Here is a 16135-nt window from a genome sequence, read left to right on the forward strand (position 1 = left end):
TTCCTCCAGCGGCCACCAGGCGCTCAGGCCGCGTGTTGCGCCGCCATCCGCCCCCGCATCTGATCCGCGATCTTTTCGGCCATCATCATCACCGGAGCGTTCGTATTCCCTCCGATCAGCCGCGGCATAAGCGAGGCATCGACCACCCGCAGCCCTTCGACACCATGCACACGGCCCTGCGCATCGGTCACGGCCATGTCGCCAGTGCCCATCGCACAGGTGCCCACCGGGTGATAGATCGTGTCGGCGCGGTTGCGGATATCGGCCTCAAGCGCGGCGTCACTTCCGTCATGGAGATAAAGTCGCTTGCCGCGCCAGGGGGCCAAGGGTTCGGCTTCCAAAATCGCCTCCATCTGCCGTGCGCCTGTCATCAGCAGCTGCAGGTCACGGGGATCGGACAGATACTGCGGATCGATGCGCGGCGGTTTGTCGGCGCGCGAAGATGTCAGCCCCACCGACCCGCGCGAGAAGGGGCGCAGCACACAGACATGGCAGGAAAACCCATAGCGGAAATGGATTTTGCGCATGTGATCATCGACGATGCCTACCACGAAATGCAACTGTAGATCGGGCTTGGCCACATGCGGCGCTGATTTGAAGAACGCGCCGCCTTCAGCGAAGGGGGAAGCGAACAGCCCCGCCCCGTCCTTGCGCCAGCGCAGACCCGCCTGGGCCAGCTGGGCAAGGCCTTTGGGCCCCAGACCCACCACATCGTCGCGCTTGGAATGATAGGTCAGGATGTAATCCAGGTGATCCTGCAGATTTTGGCCCACGCCGGGCAATTCATGTACAACTTCGATCTTGTGCCGGGCCAGTTCATCGCGCGGCCCGATGCCCGACAGCATCAGAAGCTGGGGCGAGCCGAAAGCGCCGGCCGAGAGGATCACTTCGCGCTTTGCCTCGATGATCTGGCGTTTGCCGTTCTGCTGGATTTCGACGCCGGTTGCGCGCAGTCCGTCCCACCGGACGCGCCGCACCTGCGTTTTGGTCAGTATCGTGAGGTTGGGCCGCGTCATCGCCGGAAACAGATAGGCCGCAGCGGCCGAACAGCGCTCACCCTTCTGTGGCCCCGAATGAAACTGGGTGACCTGATAGAGGCCGACACCCTCCTGTTCGGATCCGTTGAAATCCTGCGTTTCACGGATCTGCTGCTGGCTTGCGGCCTCGACGAAAGCATGGGTGATGGGGCGCGGTTCGGATTGATTGGCCACCTGCAGGGGGCCGTCCGCGCCATGCAGGTCATCTGCGCCCCGCGCATTGCCCTCGGCGCGTTTGAAATAGGGCAGCACGCTTTGCCAATCCCATCCGTCGCAGCCCAAATCGGCCCATTCGTCGTAATCCGAGGGGTGACCGCGCACATAAAGCATCGCGTTGATCGCGCTGGATCCGCCCAGCGCCTTGCCGCGCGGCTGAAACCCCCGGCGGCCATTGAGGCCTGGCTGCGGAACGGTGCGAAAGGCCCAGTTGTTGATCTTGGGCCTGCCCGAAATCATGCCCGCCACCAGAGCCGGCGCCCGAATGAAAAGATCGCGGCCCGATCCGCCCGCCTCGATCAGGCAGACCGAGATGCCCGGATCCTCGCTCAGCCGGGCGGCCATGACGCAGCCGGCTGAACCACCGCCGACGATGACATAATCGAATTTCACCCGAAGGCCTCCCCTTCCTGTTCCCGCGATTACGCTAAGGTCGGAAAGGGCGATCAGGCAAGCCGGTCATGGCGTCAGGCTGGGATCAGGCGGGAAGCTGCCCCGTGAGCACATAGCGCAGCACCTGCACGACCTGCGCAGGTTCTTCGGCCACTGCAAGGGCCGCGGCATGGACTTCCTTCAGCGCGTGCTGATGTTCCGGTGGGTTCAGTACGATCAGGGACTTCCCAAGCGCGGCGGCAAAACCGGCATCGAACGCCGCGTTCCACTGCTTGTATTTCTCGCCAAAACGGACCACCACGACATCAGCATCCTGGATGCCCTTACGGGTGCGGATCGCATTGACCATGGCGCTCTTGTGATCGTGCCAGTATTTATTGTCTTCCGCACCCAGGATCGCCACGCCGCAATCGTCGCTGGCCTCATGATCGGTGACGGGGCTGTTGAAGGTGACGTCAAGGCCCTGGGCGCCTTGGATGATCGGTTCACGCCAATCGGTGTGGATTTCACCGGACAGATAGACTTTGAGCGACATGAGTTCTCCTTGCATTGTTTTACAAGGGACCTAGCCCGTGACAGGCGCGGGGGAAGCGTTTTCGAAAACGCTTCGGCAAGGATTTTCGAAAATCCTTGCCGCTCACCCGCGAAGCGTACCGCCTGTGGCCTTGGTGACCTTCTCGACAATCTTGTCTGACACCGCGTCGATATCCGCCTCTTTCAACGTTTTGTCGCGCGGCTGAAGCCGCACTGTGACAGCAATGGATTTCTTGCCCTCACCCAAGCTGCCACCGATGAACTCGTCGAAGACACGCACATCCTCGATCAGCGCCTTGTCGGCACCGGCGGCCGCATTGACCAGCGTCAGCGCCTCGACATCGGCGTCGACGACAAAGGCAAAGTCGCGTTCCACCGCTTGCAGATCGCTGATATCCAGCGCGGCGCGTGTGGCTCCCGACTTACGCGGCAAGGGCACGTCATCGGGCCAGATGGTGAAAGCCATGGCAGCGCCCTTCACATCCATCGCGCTCAGCACCTTGGGATGCAGCTCGCCAAAGATGCCCAGCACCTTTTTCGGCCCCAGACAGATCTTGCCGTGACGGCCCGGATGCCACCAGCTGTCTGCGCCTCGCAGGATCTGTACCTTGGCAGGCGCGCCGATCGCGGCCAGGACAGCCTCGGCATCCGCTTTGACGTCGAACACGTCGACCGGCCGGGATGACCCGTGTACATCCTTCGGCCCGGTGCGCCCGACCAGAAGCCCGGTGACCAACGTATGTTGTTCGCCGGGCTCCCCGCCTTCGAAGGCGGGGCCCACTTCGAACAGCGCCAGGTCCATGAAGCCCCGCGCCTGGTTGCGCGCCGCCGCCTGCAAGAGACCCGGCAGAAGTGCTGGGCGCATATGGCTCATCTCGCTGGAAATCGGGTTTTCCAGCATCGTGGCGTCATCACCGCCACCGAACAAGGCCGCCGAGGCCTGATCGATGAAGGAATAGGTCACGCATTCATTATACCCCAGCGCCGCACAGGTCCGCCGCGCCGCCGCTTCGCGCAGCTGCTTGGGAGTCATCACGGGCTTGGGTACGCCCGAGGTCAGCCGTTTCAGGGGCCGCCCCTGAAGCTTGGTCAGGGACGCGACACGCGCCACTTCTTCCACCAGGTCGGCCTCTCCCTGAACATCGGAGCGCCAGCTGGGCACATGGGCCATGCTTCCTTCCAGCCGGAAGCCCAGCGCAGTCAAGGTCTGACGCTGTTCGCTTTCGGGGATCTCCATGCCTACCAGCGACTGCACGCGCGCAGGATCCAGCTTGTAGGCCCGGGAGTGATCCGGCACCGCGCCTGCGATCACCACCTCGGACGCTTCGCCACCGCACAGATCAAGGATCATCTGGGTCGCGGCCTCCAGCCCCGGCAGGGTATATTCCGGATCCACGCCCCGTTCGAAGCGATAGCGTGCATCAGAGTTGATCTTCAGCGCACGCCCCGCCATGGCGATCTGGATGTGATCCCAGAAGGCGCTTTCCAGAAACACGTTGACCGTGTCCTCGGTCACACCTGTCGGGTTGCCGCCCATGATACCGGCAATGCTTTCGGGGCCTTCATCATCCGAAATCACGATCATACCGGGCTGGAAGGTGTATTCCTTGTCATCCAGCGCCTCCAGCACCTCGCCCCCCTTCGCGCGGTGAATGCGCAAACCGCCTTTGACCTTGTCGGCGTCAAACACGTGCAGCGGACGGTTCTGGTCATAGGTGAAGTAGTTCGTGATATCGACAAGCGCCGAAATCGGACGCAGCCCGATCGCGCGCAGCTGATCCTGCAACCATTGCGGCGAAGGACCATTCTTCACATCACGGATCACGCGGCCTGTGAACAGGGGGCAACCATCCAGCGTGTCCTCATCAATCGTCACGGGAATCGGGCAAGGGAAAGCGCCCGGAACCTCGACCGGATCAACGGGTTTGAGCGTGCCCAGACCACGCGCCGCCAGATCGCGGGCAATACCCGCAACACCCAGCGCGTCCTGGCGGTTGGGCGTAATCGCAATCTCGATCACCGGGTCGACCTTGGCCGGATCATTCTCGGCCAGCCAGTCAATGAAACGATCGCCCACCTCGCCCGAGGGCAGCTCGATGATCCCGTCATGTTCATCCGACAGCTCCATCTCGCGCTCGGACGCCATCATGCCAAAGCTTTCGATGCCGCGGATCTTGCCGACGCCGATGGTGGTATCGATCCCCGGCACATACACACCGGGCTTGGCCACGACCACGGTGATCCCCTCGCGCGCGTTGGGCGCGCCGCAAATGATCTGCTTGGTGCCCTCATCGGTGGCCACCTGGCAGACGCGCAGGCGATCGGCATCTGGGTGCTGTTCAGCACTCAGCACCTTGCCGATGGTAAAGTCACGCAGGCGTTCGGCGGGGTTCGAGATCTCTTCGACCTCAAGACCCAGATCGGTCAGTGCCTCGGCGATCTCGTCCACTGTGGCAGTGGTGTCGAGGTGATCTTTCAGCCAGGAAAGCGTGAATTTCATCGGGCAAACCCTTGCGTGCAACTGTTCCCGGCACGCAATGGCAAAGAATGGCCCAAGGTTCAAGCACGGCTTGATCCGCAGACGGGGCCGGTGCGCGCGAAAATGGTAGCGCGTTAGACCGGCAGGCTCAACCGCAGGCGTTTGAAGATCGCCATGACCTCGTCATCGCTGGCCTTTTCCGGCTTGCCCTCAGCGACATCTTCACGGGACCACATCCAGGACTTCACCGGATCGTCCCGCATCGCCCAGCCTGCAAATAGCCGCCTGTCGGCCTGCCTGCGCCGGACCGACCGGATATCAAGATGCCGGTCATCATGACGGATCCGCTGGAACGCGGCCTCCACCGCTTTCTTCGGCCCTTCCAGAAGTTGCAGATAGAGATCCTGCCGCACGATCAGCGCGCCGGTGATGTCGTCCCGCAGATTGCAACGCCGCGCATCCAGAAGGATGCCAGCCAATGCGGGATCGTCAAAGCCGAATGGCCGCGAGATATAGGAAAGCTGCATCAAGCCCATATCCAATGACCTAGCCCGACACAGCCACAAGCCAAAGAAGAAAGGCGCATCTGCCCTGCTTCTTTCTGGCCCAAAATACCCCAGACCCGGATTTGCCGCAAAAAGCGGCGTCTAAAAGCGGTCAGCGGCTCAGGCCACCATGCAGGTTCGGCATATCCAGCGCCGCAAAACCATAATGGCGCAGCCAGCGCAGGTCGGAATCAAAGAAAGCCCGCAGATCGGGGATGCCGTATTTCAGCATCGCGATCCGGTCGATCCCCATGCCGAAGGCAAAGCCCTGATAGACCTCCGGATCGATCCCGCCGGCGGCAATCACCTTGGGATGCACCATGCCACTCCCGAGGATTTCCAGCCAGTCATCGCCCTCGCCCACTTTCAGCTGACCGCCTTCCCAGGAACAGCGGATATCGACCTCGGCCGAGGGTTCGGTGAAGGGGAAATGCGAAGCGCGGAAGCGCAGTTCGACATCGTCGACCTCGAAATAGGCCTTCACGAATTCTTCCAGCACCCATTTCAGGTTCGCCATGGAGATATCGGTATCCAGCGCCAGCCCTTCGACCTGGTGGAACATGGGCGTGTGCGTCTGGTCATAGTCAGCACGATACACGCCACCTGGGCAGATGATGCGCAAGGGCGCGCCCATCGCTTCCATCGACCGGATCTGCACCGGGCTGGTATGGGTGCGCAGCACATGGGGCGGGCGATTGTCGCCCTCGGCCCGGTGCAAATAGAACGTGTCCATCTCGGCCCGTGCGGGGTGGTGACCGGGGATGTTCAACGCGTCGAAATTGTACCAATCCGTGTCGATTCGGGGGCCTTCGGCAACAGAAAAGCCCATCTCGGCAAAGATGGCTGTGACTTCTTCGGACACCTGGGAAATCGGGTGCAATGTGCCTTGACGGCGCGGGCGGCCGGGCAGGGTCACGTCCAACCATTCGGTGCGCAGGCGTTCATCCAAAGCCGCATCTGCAAGGGCGGCTTTCTTGGCGGCCAGTGCCGAGTTGATCTCATCCTTCAGCGCGTTCAGCGCGGGGCCGGCCACCTGACGCTCTTCCGGGCTCATCTTGCCCAATTCGCGCATTTTCAGGCTGATCTCACCCTTCTTGCCCACGGCCTGCACCCGCAGGTCTTCGAGCGTGGATTCATCCTGAGCATCTGCAATCAGACCCAGATATTTGGCTTTCAGATCGTCCATCGGTGGTCCCCGGAATTCAGCCCTGCCCTGCTAGCGGCAGGCGGGTGCAAATGCAAGGCGGATGCGAAAAGCTTGGACAGCGACGGCACCCACCGCATAGCCTGATCGCGGAAAACGGGAGGACTCAGATGTCAGATATGGATCAGGTGCTGGCCGACGCGGTTGCAGCACAAGACGTGCCCTTTGTGGTCGCCATGGCGGGAAATGCCGCCGGAATCACCTATTCCGGGGCCGCGGGTGAAACGGCCGGACGCGCGGCGCAGGAAGACACCGCCTTTCGCATCTTTTCGATGACCAAGGCGATTGGCTCCCTTGCCGCGATGATCCTCGTGGATCGTGGCAAGATGTCGATGGACACGCCCGTGGCAGACGTGCTGCCCGAATGGAACCAGATGCAGGTGCTGGAGGGCTGGAATGGCGACGAACCCATCCTGCGCGCGCCCAAAACCGTGGCCACAGCGCGGCATCTGGCGACCCATACCAGCGGGGAGGAGTATGAATTCTGGAACCCGGATGTGCCGAAATACCTTGAGGTCACGGGCAACCCGTCGATCCTGACGGGCCTGAATGCCTCGCTCACCTCTTATCCGCTGACGTCTGATCCCGGCACACGCTGGGGGTACGGGCCCAGTATCGACTGGCTGGGCCGCATGGTGGAAAAAATTGACGGCCGCCGGATCGACGCCTTCTGCAGCGAAGAGATCTTCGAACCGCTGGGCATGTCGGATACGGCATTTGAACCGGATGCGCTGGCCGACCGGCTTTCGGCTGTGTCCATCCGCGGCGAGGACGGGAAACTCGCGCCTTTCGAGCTGGCGCCACCCCCGAAACCCGAATTCTACGGGATGGGTCACGCACTCTATTCCACGGCCCCCGATTACATGCGGTTCCTGCGGATGGTGCTGAACAAGGGGCAACTGGACGGCAACCGCGTCCTGTCGGAAGGCGCGGTCGAGCAAATGTGCGCCGATCAGATGAACGGGCTGACCTTCCAGACGATGCACACCGTGGCCCCGCCTTTGACGGCGGATGTCGTGTTGCCCGAGGGCACGACGCACAGTTGGGCTTTTGTGCGCACGGAGGCCGACCAACCGGGCAAGCGCAGCGCCGGGTCGCAAAGCTGGGCCGGTGTCTGCAACACCCATTACTGGCTGGATCCGGCCAAGGATGTGGCGGCAGTGATCATGACGCAAAGCCTGCCCTTCGTGGAGCCGCCTTTGCTGAAAACCTATGACGCCTATGAACGGGCCGTGTACGCCAGCCTGTAAGTGAAGGACACAAAACGCAACTGGCTGATCCTGGCCGGGCTGACGCTGGGTGTCTGCGTCACCAACGGCTTTGCGCGCTTTGCCTATGGGCTGCTTCTGCCCGCGATGCGGGCCGAGCTTGGGTGGAGCTATACGCAAGCCGGATGGCTGAACACGGCAAACGCGCTTGGATATGTGGTGGGCGCGGTCCTGACGCTGGTTCTGCTCAGGCGGTTGCCACCTGCGCCGCTTTTTGCCTTTGGCGTGTGGACCACGGCGATCACCCTGTTTGCGACCGGCCTGAACGAGGGGTTCTGGGCGCAGTCTTTCTGGCGCTTTGCCGCGGGCGTGCTGGGCGCCATGAGCTTTGCCACCGGCGGGGCGCTGGCCGCGGCGCTTTTCACCGACAACCCGCGCCGGAACGCCTTGTCGATTGCGATCTATTTCGGCGTAGGCGGCGGCATGGGGATCGTGCTGAGCGGTCTGAGCCTGCCGGTGGTTCTGTCGCTTTATGGCACTGCGGCCTGGGCCTGGGGCTGGATCGTGATTGGCGTGGTCAGCTTCGCCTTTTGCCCGCTGGCGCTTTGGGCCGCGCGCCAGTTGCGTCCGGCGGCAGGCGCTGCACCCCGCCCGGCCCCGGTGCCGCTGCGACGGATGTTGGGGGAATTCGCGGGTTATGCCGGGTTTGGCCTAGGATACATCGTGTACCTGACCTTCATCGCGGCGTGGATGACCGCGCAGGATGCGCCCGCCTGGCAGATCGCGGGGGTCTGGACCCTGGTGGGCGTCTGTATCTCGGCCTCTCCTTTCGTGTGGCGGGGTTTGTTTGCCCGCTTTGCCAACGGTGTGCCCCTGGCGTTGATCCTTGTGAATATCGCCATCGGATCCAGCCTGCCCGTGCTGTGGCCCGGTTCGGTCGGTCTGATCGTGTCCGCAGTGATTTTTGGCCTGTCGGTGTTCATGGCGCCCGGGGCGATCACCAATTTCACGCGCCAGAACCTGCCTCAGGAAAGCTGGGGGGCGACGATCAGCCTGTTTACGGTCACCTTCGCGGTGGCCCAGACCCTTGGGCCTGTCGGTGCAGGCCTGATCGGGGATGCGACCGGCGATATCGGCGCAAGCCTGCTGGCGGCATCCGGCGTTTTGCTGTGCGGAGCGTTGGCGGCTTTGTCCCAAAGGCCGCTGGACAGGGCCTAGGCTCCCAAAAGCAGGATCACCAAGGGAATGGGCGACACACCGATGGCGATGGCCAGAAAGGTCTGGAGCGGCGCAAAAAGCCCGCTGAGCCCTGCCATCATCATGATGCCACCTCCGCCCCCAACAACCGAATTGCCCGGCACGTTGATCGCCAGGGCCAGAGCGACATAGCGGTGGCGCAATCCCAGCGACACCGCACGTGGCGGCGCGCTTTCGAGAAGCAGGTCGAGCCTCTCTTCCCTCTGCAGAGGCGCCGCACGGGCAACCAGATCTGCGGCGCGACGCAGGCGAAAGAATGTGAGTAGTCGCGCCAGAACTGCCACCGGCAGCAGGCTTCCGATCAAATAGGCCAGCAGCATCGCCACCACCGTCGCGCCATAGACCAAAGGCACGATCGCCGCGCCAAAGGCGGTCAGCATGGCAAGTCCGATCTCCGCCCCCGGAACAAAGGGCATCGCCAGCAGCACGACATAGGCCACAAGACCCACCATCAGCATCGCGTGCACCTGCTGTTCGTTTGCTGGTATGATCTGAAGATCAAGCGCCTCTTTCAGGGCATGCGCGATCCACGTTCCTGCCACCACCGCGCCCAGTAACAGCGCGATGCGCAGGGCGATGGCCGCCAGCCCAGGTCCGTTGGAGGATGGCCGATCAGACATCACGCGATTGCGGCAGCTTGTGCGATCGGTGTCATTGACATCCCCATGGCCAGTACGGCGAAGCATAACGCGCAATTCGCATGTAAGGGAGTCGCTTGTGCGCCTGCCCCAAGCGAATGCGAGGAGGTTGCACATCCGCCAAAGAAAAAGCCGCCCCCGAAGGTGCGGCTTTCTCGAATTCGGGTGCCGTCAGGCTTACGCGCTGAGCGCGCCCTTGGCCTGCTCGACGATTGCACCGAACGCTTCGGGCTCATGCACGGCCAGATCGGCCAGAACCTTGCGGTCCACTTCGATCCCGGCCAGCGACAGGCCGTTGATGAAGCGCGAATATGTCAGCGCCTCGTCATGGGCACGCACGGCGGCGTTGATCCGCTGGATCCACAGCGCGCGGAAGTTCCGCTTGCGGGTGCGACGGTCGCGGGTTGCATACTGGTTCGCCTTGTCGACGGCCTGCTTGGCCACCTTGAAGGTGTTCTTGCGGCGGCCGTAATAGCCTTTTGCGGCCTTGACGACTTTCTTGTGACGGGCGTGGGTTGTGGTTCCACCTTTAACGCGGGACATCTCTCTGGCCTCCTATCAGCGGTCGTAGGGCATATAGCCCTTGACGATTTTTGCATCAGGTGCGCTGAGCGTGGTTGTGCCACGGGCGTCACGGATGAATTTCTTGGTGCGTTTGATCATGCCATGGCGTTTGCCGGCCTGAGCCGCGATCACCTTACCGGTGGCCGAGACTTTGAAGCGCTTCTTCGCGCTCGACTTGGTCTTCATCTTGGGCATTTCCGTCTCCGGGTATTTTGAGTTCGGTTTACGCGCGACTCGGCATGCCACTATAGGCCGGCCACGCTGCGAGAGCCGCCGTGTACGGACAAACTCCCCTTAGATCAAGAGGGTTTTACGGAATAAAACGCGCGACAACGCCGAAAAACACGTCTGGCAGTTGTGCCATGCTGTATCCGCCGGGTTTGGACGCAAGCGCATAAACGATCAGGCCACCCGCAATCAGCACCGTAATGGCCGAGGCGCGCGGGCCACGCCCATCACTCAGCGCGCTGAACATGCCCACAATCGAAAACCCGCCAATGACAAGTCCAAGGATAAGCGCCAGATCTTGATCCATACCAAGCCTCCTTCACGCGCAAAGATGTCCCTGAACTGAAGGCTATTCCGGATCGGTGTTGAAAATCAAACGTTCGTCGCAGGGCGCCACACGCAGGATGTTGGTGGACCCCGGTACATTGAACGGCACCCCCGCAGTCACGACGATCTGGTCGTCCGCCCCCGCGAACCCTTCTGCCCGCGCCGCCTTGGCGGCAGAGACGACCGCCAGTTTGAAGCGCTCCAGCTCATCGGTCAGCACGCAGTTGCATCCCCAACTGAGCGTCAAGCGCCGTGCCGTTTTCTTCAGCGGCGTCAGCGCCAGGATCGGAACGCCCGGACGTTCCCGCGCAGTCAGCAGCGCCGTAGTGCCCGATTGCGTGAAACAGCAGATCGCCTTGATATCGGTGGTTTCCGCAATTTCGCGCGCGGCGGCGACGATAGCGTGGGCGATGGTGTCGCCTTTCACGCTGCGCGAGGCGGCGATGATCTGGGTGTAGGTCGGGTCCTGTTCAACCTCGGTCGCAACGCGGTCCATGGTGGTGACGGCCTCGACCGGGTATTGGCCTGCTGCGCTTTCGGCCGACAGCATGATCGCGTCAGTGCCTTCATAGATGGCGGTCGCTACATCGGACACTTCAGCGCGGGTGGGCATCGGGCTTTCAATCATCGATTCCAGCATCTGCGTGGCCACGATCACCGGTTTAGCCGCGGCCCGGCATTTCCGCGTCAGGCGCTTCTGAATGGGCGGGACAGCCTGCACGGGCAATTCCACACCCAGATCCCCGCGCGCCACCATGATGCCGTCGCTGACCTCGAGAATGTCATCGAACCGGTCTACGGCGGACGGTTTTTCGATCTTCGACAGAATGGCAGCGCGGCCTTTGGCAAGCGCGCGCGCCTCCTCCACATCTTCGGGTCGCTGCACGAAGGACAGCGCCAGCCAATCGACGCCAAGGTCGCAGGCAAATTCCAGATCGGCACGGTCCTTTTCGCTGAGCGCGGCCAGTGGCAGCACCACATCGGGCACATTCACGCCCTTCCGGTTGGAAATCGTGCCGCCCGCAATCACCGTACAATCGGCGAAATCATCGCCACAGGCGGTGACTGTCAGACGAATCTTCCCATCATTGACCAGAAGCGTCGCGCCAGGCTGCAGCGCCGCGAAAATCTCTGGGTGAGGCAGGCAGACGCGCGTTGCGTCACCCTCGGCCTTGTTCAGATCGAGGCGGAAGGACTGACCTTCGGACAGGTCTTCCGATCCGTTGGAGAAAGTGCCCACGCGCAGCTTCGGCCCCTGCAGATCCGCCAGAATCGCGATCGAGCCGCCCAAATCTTCTTCCACTTGGCGGATGATCTGATGTTTGGCGCGGATGTCCTCATGTGTGCCATGGGACATGTTCAGGCGGAACACATCGGCCCCTGCCTCATGCAGGGCGCGGATCATCTCATAGGTTTCGGATGCCGGGCCAAGCGTGGCCACGATTTTGACGTTTCTGGACCGTCTCATGCGGAAGGGCCTGCCTTTCTGTCTTTTTGCGCGCCGTTATCGCAAACAGCCTTTTTCCTGCTTATCGCCCAATTCCCATTTGCGGGCAACTCGCCTAAACCTGCCGCGAAAGACATGAATAATCCATGACATACACACCTTATTTCATACATGGCGAAACCCGGCCGGGGCCCTGGCTGGTCACCTGCGATCACGCGACCAATGTTGTGCCCCCGGACGTGAATGGCGGCGATCTGGGTCTTCATCGCACGGATATGGAACGGCACATCGCCTATGATCCCGGTGCCTATGGCGTATCACAGGAACTGGGTATTTTGCTGGATGCGCCGGTTCTGGCGTCAAATTTCTCGCGGCTTGTGATTGACCCGAACCGGGGTCCGGATGACCCGACGCTTTTGATGAAGCTGTACGATGGCTCGGTCATTCCCGCCAATCGCCACGCCGATGCGGCCGAGATCGAACGGCGAATGGAGATGTGTTACCGCCCCTATGACGCGCAACTGGCCCGGATGACCGCGCTGCCGCATACGATCGTGGTGTCGGTCCATTCCTTCACGCGGCAGCTGCGCGGCCGCGAGCCGCGACCCTGGGAGGTCGGCGTGCTTTACGCCGAGGATGACCGGCTGGCGCGGCCGCTGATCGAATTGCTGCAAGCCGAAGGGGACATGGTCGTTGGCGACAACGAGCCCTATTCCGGGCATTTGCCTGGCGATGCGATTGACCGCCATGCGATCCGTCTGGGCAGACCCAATGTGCTGATCGAATTACGGAATGATCTGATCGCCGATCACGAGGGCCAAAAGCATTGGGCCGGGCGGCTGGCCCCTATACTGACGGCAGCTTTGGAAAGATGCGCCCTTTGACCAGAAGCTGCACGCAGCTTCTGGTGACTGTCTGACGCAGACAGTCAAGTTTCGCGTAGAAACTGAGTGAAGTTTCTCACCATGTTCTGCGTCAGAACATGGTGACAAGGAACCCTGCCCTGCCTACATGAAGGGCAAATAAGCATGAGGAGCCGACATGGACGATCAAACCCGCATCGAGCTGGAAGCCGCAGCCTTTCGCCGGCTGCGCAAACATCTGATGGAAGACCGCACAGATGTGCAGAATATCGACATGATGAACCAATCTGGGTTCTGTCGGAACTGCCTGAGCCGCTGGTATCAGGAAGCCGCCAATGAACGCGGGATCGAAATGGGCAAGGACGAGGCGCGCGAGATCTTTTACGGCATGACCATGGATGAATGGAAAGCCAATTATCAGACCGAAGCCAGCGACGCCCAGAAAGCCGCCTTTGATGTGGCTTTCAAGGAAAACGTGACCGACAAGCCGTAAGCAAGCGATCCTTCGAAGGATCGCCCACCAACCCCTGCGAGTTTTCGAAAATTCGCAGGCGTCAGTTCAGTTCTTTGTAGGAAATCTCACGGCGGTCTGCACCGGACCCCATCTTGTCACGCCGCACCAGCAGACGGTTCAACGCACTGACATAGGCCTGCGCCGACGCGACCACGGTATCGGTGTTGGCCGATTGCCCCGTGGCGATCACGCCGTCCTCTTCCAGCCGGACAGACACGGTCGCCTGCGCATCGGTGCCTTCGGTCACAGCGTTCACCTGATACAACTGCAGCCGCGCCTGGTTCGGATGCAGAGCGCGCACCGCCTTGAAGGTCGCGTCCACCGGCCCGTCACCGCTTTCGGTGGCCATGACATCCTTACCGTCGATTTCCATCTCCAGCGTGGCTTCCGCCGGTCCGCCTGTGCCGCAGACCACTTTCAGCGATACGATCTGCAACCGGTCCGTCCCGCCATCCGCAGTGGCGGAGACCAGCGCGATGATGTCGTCGTCATAGACCTCTTTCTTGCGGTCAGCGAGTTCCTTGAACCGCACGAAGACATCCTTAAGCTGGTTATCACCCACCTCATATCCCAGATCCGCCAGCTTGGCGCGCAGCGCCGCACGACCGGAATGTTTGCCCAGGGGCAGAGACGTGCCTGCGATACCCACGTCTTCGGGGCGCATGATCTCGAACGTCTCGGCGTTTTTCAGCATGCCATCCTGGTGGATGCCGCTTTCATGCGCAAAGGCGTTCTTGCCGACAATCGCCTTGTTGAACTGCACCGGGAAACCCGACACGGTCGAAACACGGCGGGAGATATGCATGATCTTCTTCGTGTCGATATTGGTATAGAACGGCATGATGTCACCGCGCACTTTCAGCGCCATCACGACCTCTTCCAGCGCGGTGTTGCCGGCACGTTCGCCCAGACCGTTGATCGTGCATTCGATCTGGCGCGCGCCGCCTTCCACAGCGGCCAGCGAGTTCGCCGTCGCCATGCCCAGATCGTTATGGCAGTGGGTGGCAAAGATCACCTCGTCTGCGCCGGGCACTTCAGCGATCAGCCGGCGGATCAGGTCCGCGCTTTCATTCGGAGCGGTATAGCCGACCGTATCGGGGATATTGATCGTGGAGGCACCCGCCTTGATCGCGATCTCGACCACACGGGCCAGATAATCCCATTCGGTCCGCGTGGCATCCATCGGCGACCACTGCACATTGTCACAGAGGTTGCGCGCATGGCTGACAGTTTCATGGATCCGTTCAGCCATCTCGTCCTTGGTCAGGTTCGGGATCGCGCGGTGCAGCGGCGAGGTGCCGATAAAGGTGTGGATGCGGGGTTGCTTGGCGTGTTTCACCGCCTCCCAGCAGCGGTCGATATCGCCGAATTGCGCGCGCGCCAGCCCGCAGATCACAGCGTTTTTCGACCGCTCGGCGATTTCGGACACAGCGGCGAAATCACCTTCGGATGCGATGGGAAATCCCGCCTCGATAATGTCGACGCCCATCTCATCCAGAAGCTCGGCAATTTCCAGCTTCTCGGAATGGGTCATGGTGGCACCGGGGCTCTGTTCGCCGTCGCGCAATGTCGTGTCGAAGATCAACACGCGATCTTTGTCGGTTTGATTGGTCATGTCGGGTCTCTTTTTATTCTGTTCCTAAAGCCTTTTGGCGCGCATGCAACTCCTCTGAGCGGGCGCGCCGAATGGCACGCTCAGAGGCGCATTAGGAGCAGTAGGCCACGCGAAGCCGCAGCGCGTGCAGCGCCGGGAATGGGGATATGCGTGGAACGTGTCATGGGTCGCAGACTATACCCAGCGCCGTCTGAATGGGAAGCGGTTTCTTGCAGCAGAATTCTCCCGCGATAACCGCAATCTTGCCATGTCCTGAGAATACGCACATCGTGGTGCGGGGGAAGGGAACGAAGCCACAGATGACGGACCATACCGAAAAGCGCCCCGTTGGCGACATTACTGCCGACATGATCACCGCCACCACGATCGAGGCAGTGTGGCAGATTTTTTGCGACGCGCTGGCCTCCCGGCATTTTGACCGGCTGCTTTATTGCGGCACGCGGTTCCCGAATACCCGATTTCTGGGAAACCTGGAGGAGGCGCTGATCCTTCATCACGGTCCGAAGGAATATGCCGACATCTATATCGACGAACAGCTTTACCTTCATTCGCCCAGCTGCGCCTGGGCGGAAAAGAACAGCGGTTTCATTTCATGGCCCGAAGCCGCACGTCAGATGGCCGTGCAGATCACACCCGAAGTGATCCGTATCGCCCAGCTGAATGCGCAATTCGGCGTGTCTGCGGGATATGTGGGCAGCATGAATGGTGTCGTGCCCGGTATCAACGGGGTGATCGGCCTGGCGGTGGAAACCGGCATGGATCAACAAACTGCAGACGCGATCTGGGCGGAAGAAGGCAAGAACATCGAAACCCTGTGCAAGACCATGCACTTGCGGGTTTCGTCCCTGCCGCAGCCAATCTTGCTGCGCCCCCTGACCACCCGCCAGCGCGAAGTGCTGGGCTGGTATGGGCAGGGCAAGACCACCCAGGACATCGCCGATATCATGGGGCTGAGCCTTGCGACGGTGGAAAAGCACATGCGCGGCGCGCGGGAGTCGCTGGATGCGACCACCACGGTGCACGCGGTGACCAAGGCCGCATCGCTGAATCTTTTGTCCGCCTGAGC

16 protein-coding genes are annotated in these 16135 nt (G+C 61.5%); 5 read left to right on the forward strand and 11 right to left on the reverse strand.

The genetic code is table 11. The features are described 5' to 3' along the window. Nucleotides 1-23: 23 nt before the first annotated feature. The 5 genes from TR61_RS01990 to pheS all read right to left on the reverse strand — a co-directional run bounded on the left by TR61_RS01990 (nucleotide 24) and on the right by pheS (nucleotide 6390). Nucleotides 24-1646 (reverse strand): GMC family oxidoreductase, encoded by a 1623-nt coding sequence (locus TR61_RS01990; RefSeq protein WP_050927873.1) that lies wholly within the window; start codon nucleotides 1644-1646, stop codon nucleotides 24-26. Between the two features lie 85 nt (nucleotides 1647-1731). Then, nucleotides 1732-2181 carry a YtoQ family protein gene (locus TR61_RS01995; RefSeq protein ID WP_050927874.1) on the reverse strand — a complete coding sequence of 150 codons (450 nt, stop codon included), beginning with the start codon at nucleotides 2179-2181 and terminating at the stop codon, nucleotides 1732-1734. Between the two features lie 102 nt (nucleotides 2182-2283). Continuing rightward, entirely contained in the window at nucleotides 2284-4680 is a 2397-nt protein-coding gene (pheT, locus tag TR61_RS02000) for a phenylalanine--tRNA ligase subunit beta (protein ID WP_050927875.1), read from the reverse strand. A gap of 113 nt (nucleotides 4681-4793) precedes the next feature. Next, complete coding sequence (locus TR61_RS02005; protein WP_245626795.1) at nucleotides 4794-5186, reverse strand: BLUF domain-containing protein; 393 nt, start codon at nucleotides 5184-5186, stop codon at nucleotides 4794-4796. A gap of 130 nt (nucleotides 5187-5316) precedes the next feature. After that, on the reverse strand, nucleotides 5317-6390 hold the full coding sequence (gene pheS / locus TR61_RS02010; RefSeq protein WP_050927877.1) for a phenylalanine--tRNA ligase subunit alpha: 1074 nt from the start codon (nucleotides 6388-6390) through the stop codon (nucleotides 5317-5319). 128 nt (nucleotides 6391-6518) lie between these two features. On the opposite strand from pheS, the gene TR61_RS02015 reads away from it, so the two are divergent. Both TR61_RS02015 and TR61_RS02020 read left to right on the forward strand, forming a co-directional pair. Beyond that, complete coding sequence (locus TR61_RS02015; RefSeq protein ID WP_050927878.1) at nucleotides 6519-7658, forward strand: serine hydrolase domain-containing protein; 1140 nt, start codon at nucleotides 6519-6521, stop codon at nucleotides 7656-7658. Further along, nucleotides 7659-8834 (forward strand): YbfB/YjiJ family MFS transporter, encoded by a 1176-nt coding sequence (locus TR61_RS02020; RefSeq protein WP_050927879.1) that lies wholly within the window; start codon nucleotides 7659-7661, stop codon nucleotides 8832-8834. On the opposite strand, the gene TR61_RS02025 is transcribed toward TR61_RS02020, so the two are convergent. From TR61_RS02025 to pyk, 5 genes are all read right to left on the reverse strand, one after another. Continuing rightward, nucleotides 8831-9493: a hypothetical protein gene (locus TR61_RS02025; RefSeq protein WP_050927987.1), complete on the reverse strand. Its 663-nt coding sequence runs from the start codon at nucleotides 9491-9493 to the stop codon at nucleotides 8831-8833. The genes TR61_RS02020 and TR61_RS02025 overlap by 4 nt on opposite strands. Before the next feature lie 195 nt (nucleotides 9494-9688). Beyond that, the gene (rplT, locus tag TR61_RS02030) at nucleotides 9689-10054 is read right to left on the reverse strand and encodes a 50S ribosomal protein L20 (RefSeq protein ID WP_050927880.1); all 366 of its coding nucleotides are present in this window, start codon (nucleotides 10052-10054) and stop codon (nucleotides 9689-9691) included. 15 nt (nucleotides 10055-10069) lie between these two features. Further along, entirely contained in the window at nucleotides 10070-10270 is a 201-nt protein-coding gene (rpmI, locus tag TR61_RS02035; protein ID WP_050927881.1) for a 50S ribosomal protein L35, read from the reverse strand. A 115-nt stretch (nucleotides 10271-10385) separates the two neighbouring features. After that, nucleotides 10386-10610, reverse strand: coding sequence for a hypothetical protein (locus TR61_RS02040; protein WP_050927882.1), 225 nt, complete (start codon nucleotides 10608-10610; stop codon nucleotides 10386-10388). A 42-nt stretch (nucleotides 10611-10652) separates the two neighbouring features. Beyond that, nucleotides 10653-12098 carry a pyruvate kinase gene (gene pyk / locus TR61_RS02045; RefSeq protein ID WP_050927883.1) on the reverse strand — a complete coding sequence of 482 codons (1446 nt, stop codon included), beginning with the start codon at nucleotides 12096-12098 and terminating at the stop codon, nucleotides 10653-10655. Between the two features lie 125 nt (nucleotides 12099-12223). On the opposite strand from pyk, the gene TR61_RS02050 reads away from it, so the two are divergent. Further along, on the forward strand, nucleotides 12224-12961 hold the full coding sequence (locus TR61_RS02050; protein ID WP_050927884.1) for an N-formylglutamate amidohydrolase: 738 nt from the start codon (nucleotides 12224-12226) through the stop codon (nucleotides 12959-12961). Nucleotides 12962-13118: 157 nt separating this feature from the next. Beyond that, nucleotides 13119-13433, forward strand: a complete 315-nt coding sequence (locus TR61_RS02055; protein WP_050927885.1) for a DUF1244 domain-containing protein — start codon at nucleotides 13119-13121, stop codon at nucleotides 13431-13433. Between the two features lie 61 nt (nucleotides 13434-13494). Here TR61_RS02055 and TR61_RS02060 read toward each other — a convergent pair whose 3' ends face one another. Next, a complete protein-coding gene (locus tag TR61_RS02060; RefSeq protein ID WP_050927886.1) occupies nucleotides 13495-15069 on the reverse strand; it encodes a 2-isopropylmalate synthase in 1575 nt (524 codons plus the stop codon). Nucleotides 15070-15368: 299 nt separating this feature from the next. Here TR61_RS02060 and TR61_RS02065 point away from each other — a divergent pair, with 299 nt between their 5' ends. After that, a complete protein-coding gene (locus tag TR61_RS02065; RefSeq protein ID WP_050927887.1) occupies nucleotides 15369-16133 on the forward strand; it encodes a helix-turn-helix transcriptional regulator in 765 nt (254 codons plus the stop codon). The last annotated feature ends 2 nt before the right edge of the window (nucleotides 16134-16135 follow it).

It is taken from the genome of Aestuariivita boseongensis (genome assembly GCF_001262635.1).
GTDB classification, from domain to species: Bacteria; Pseudomonadota; Alphaproteobacteria; order Rhodobacterales; family Rhodobacteraceae; genus Aestuariivita; species Aestuariivita boseongensis.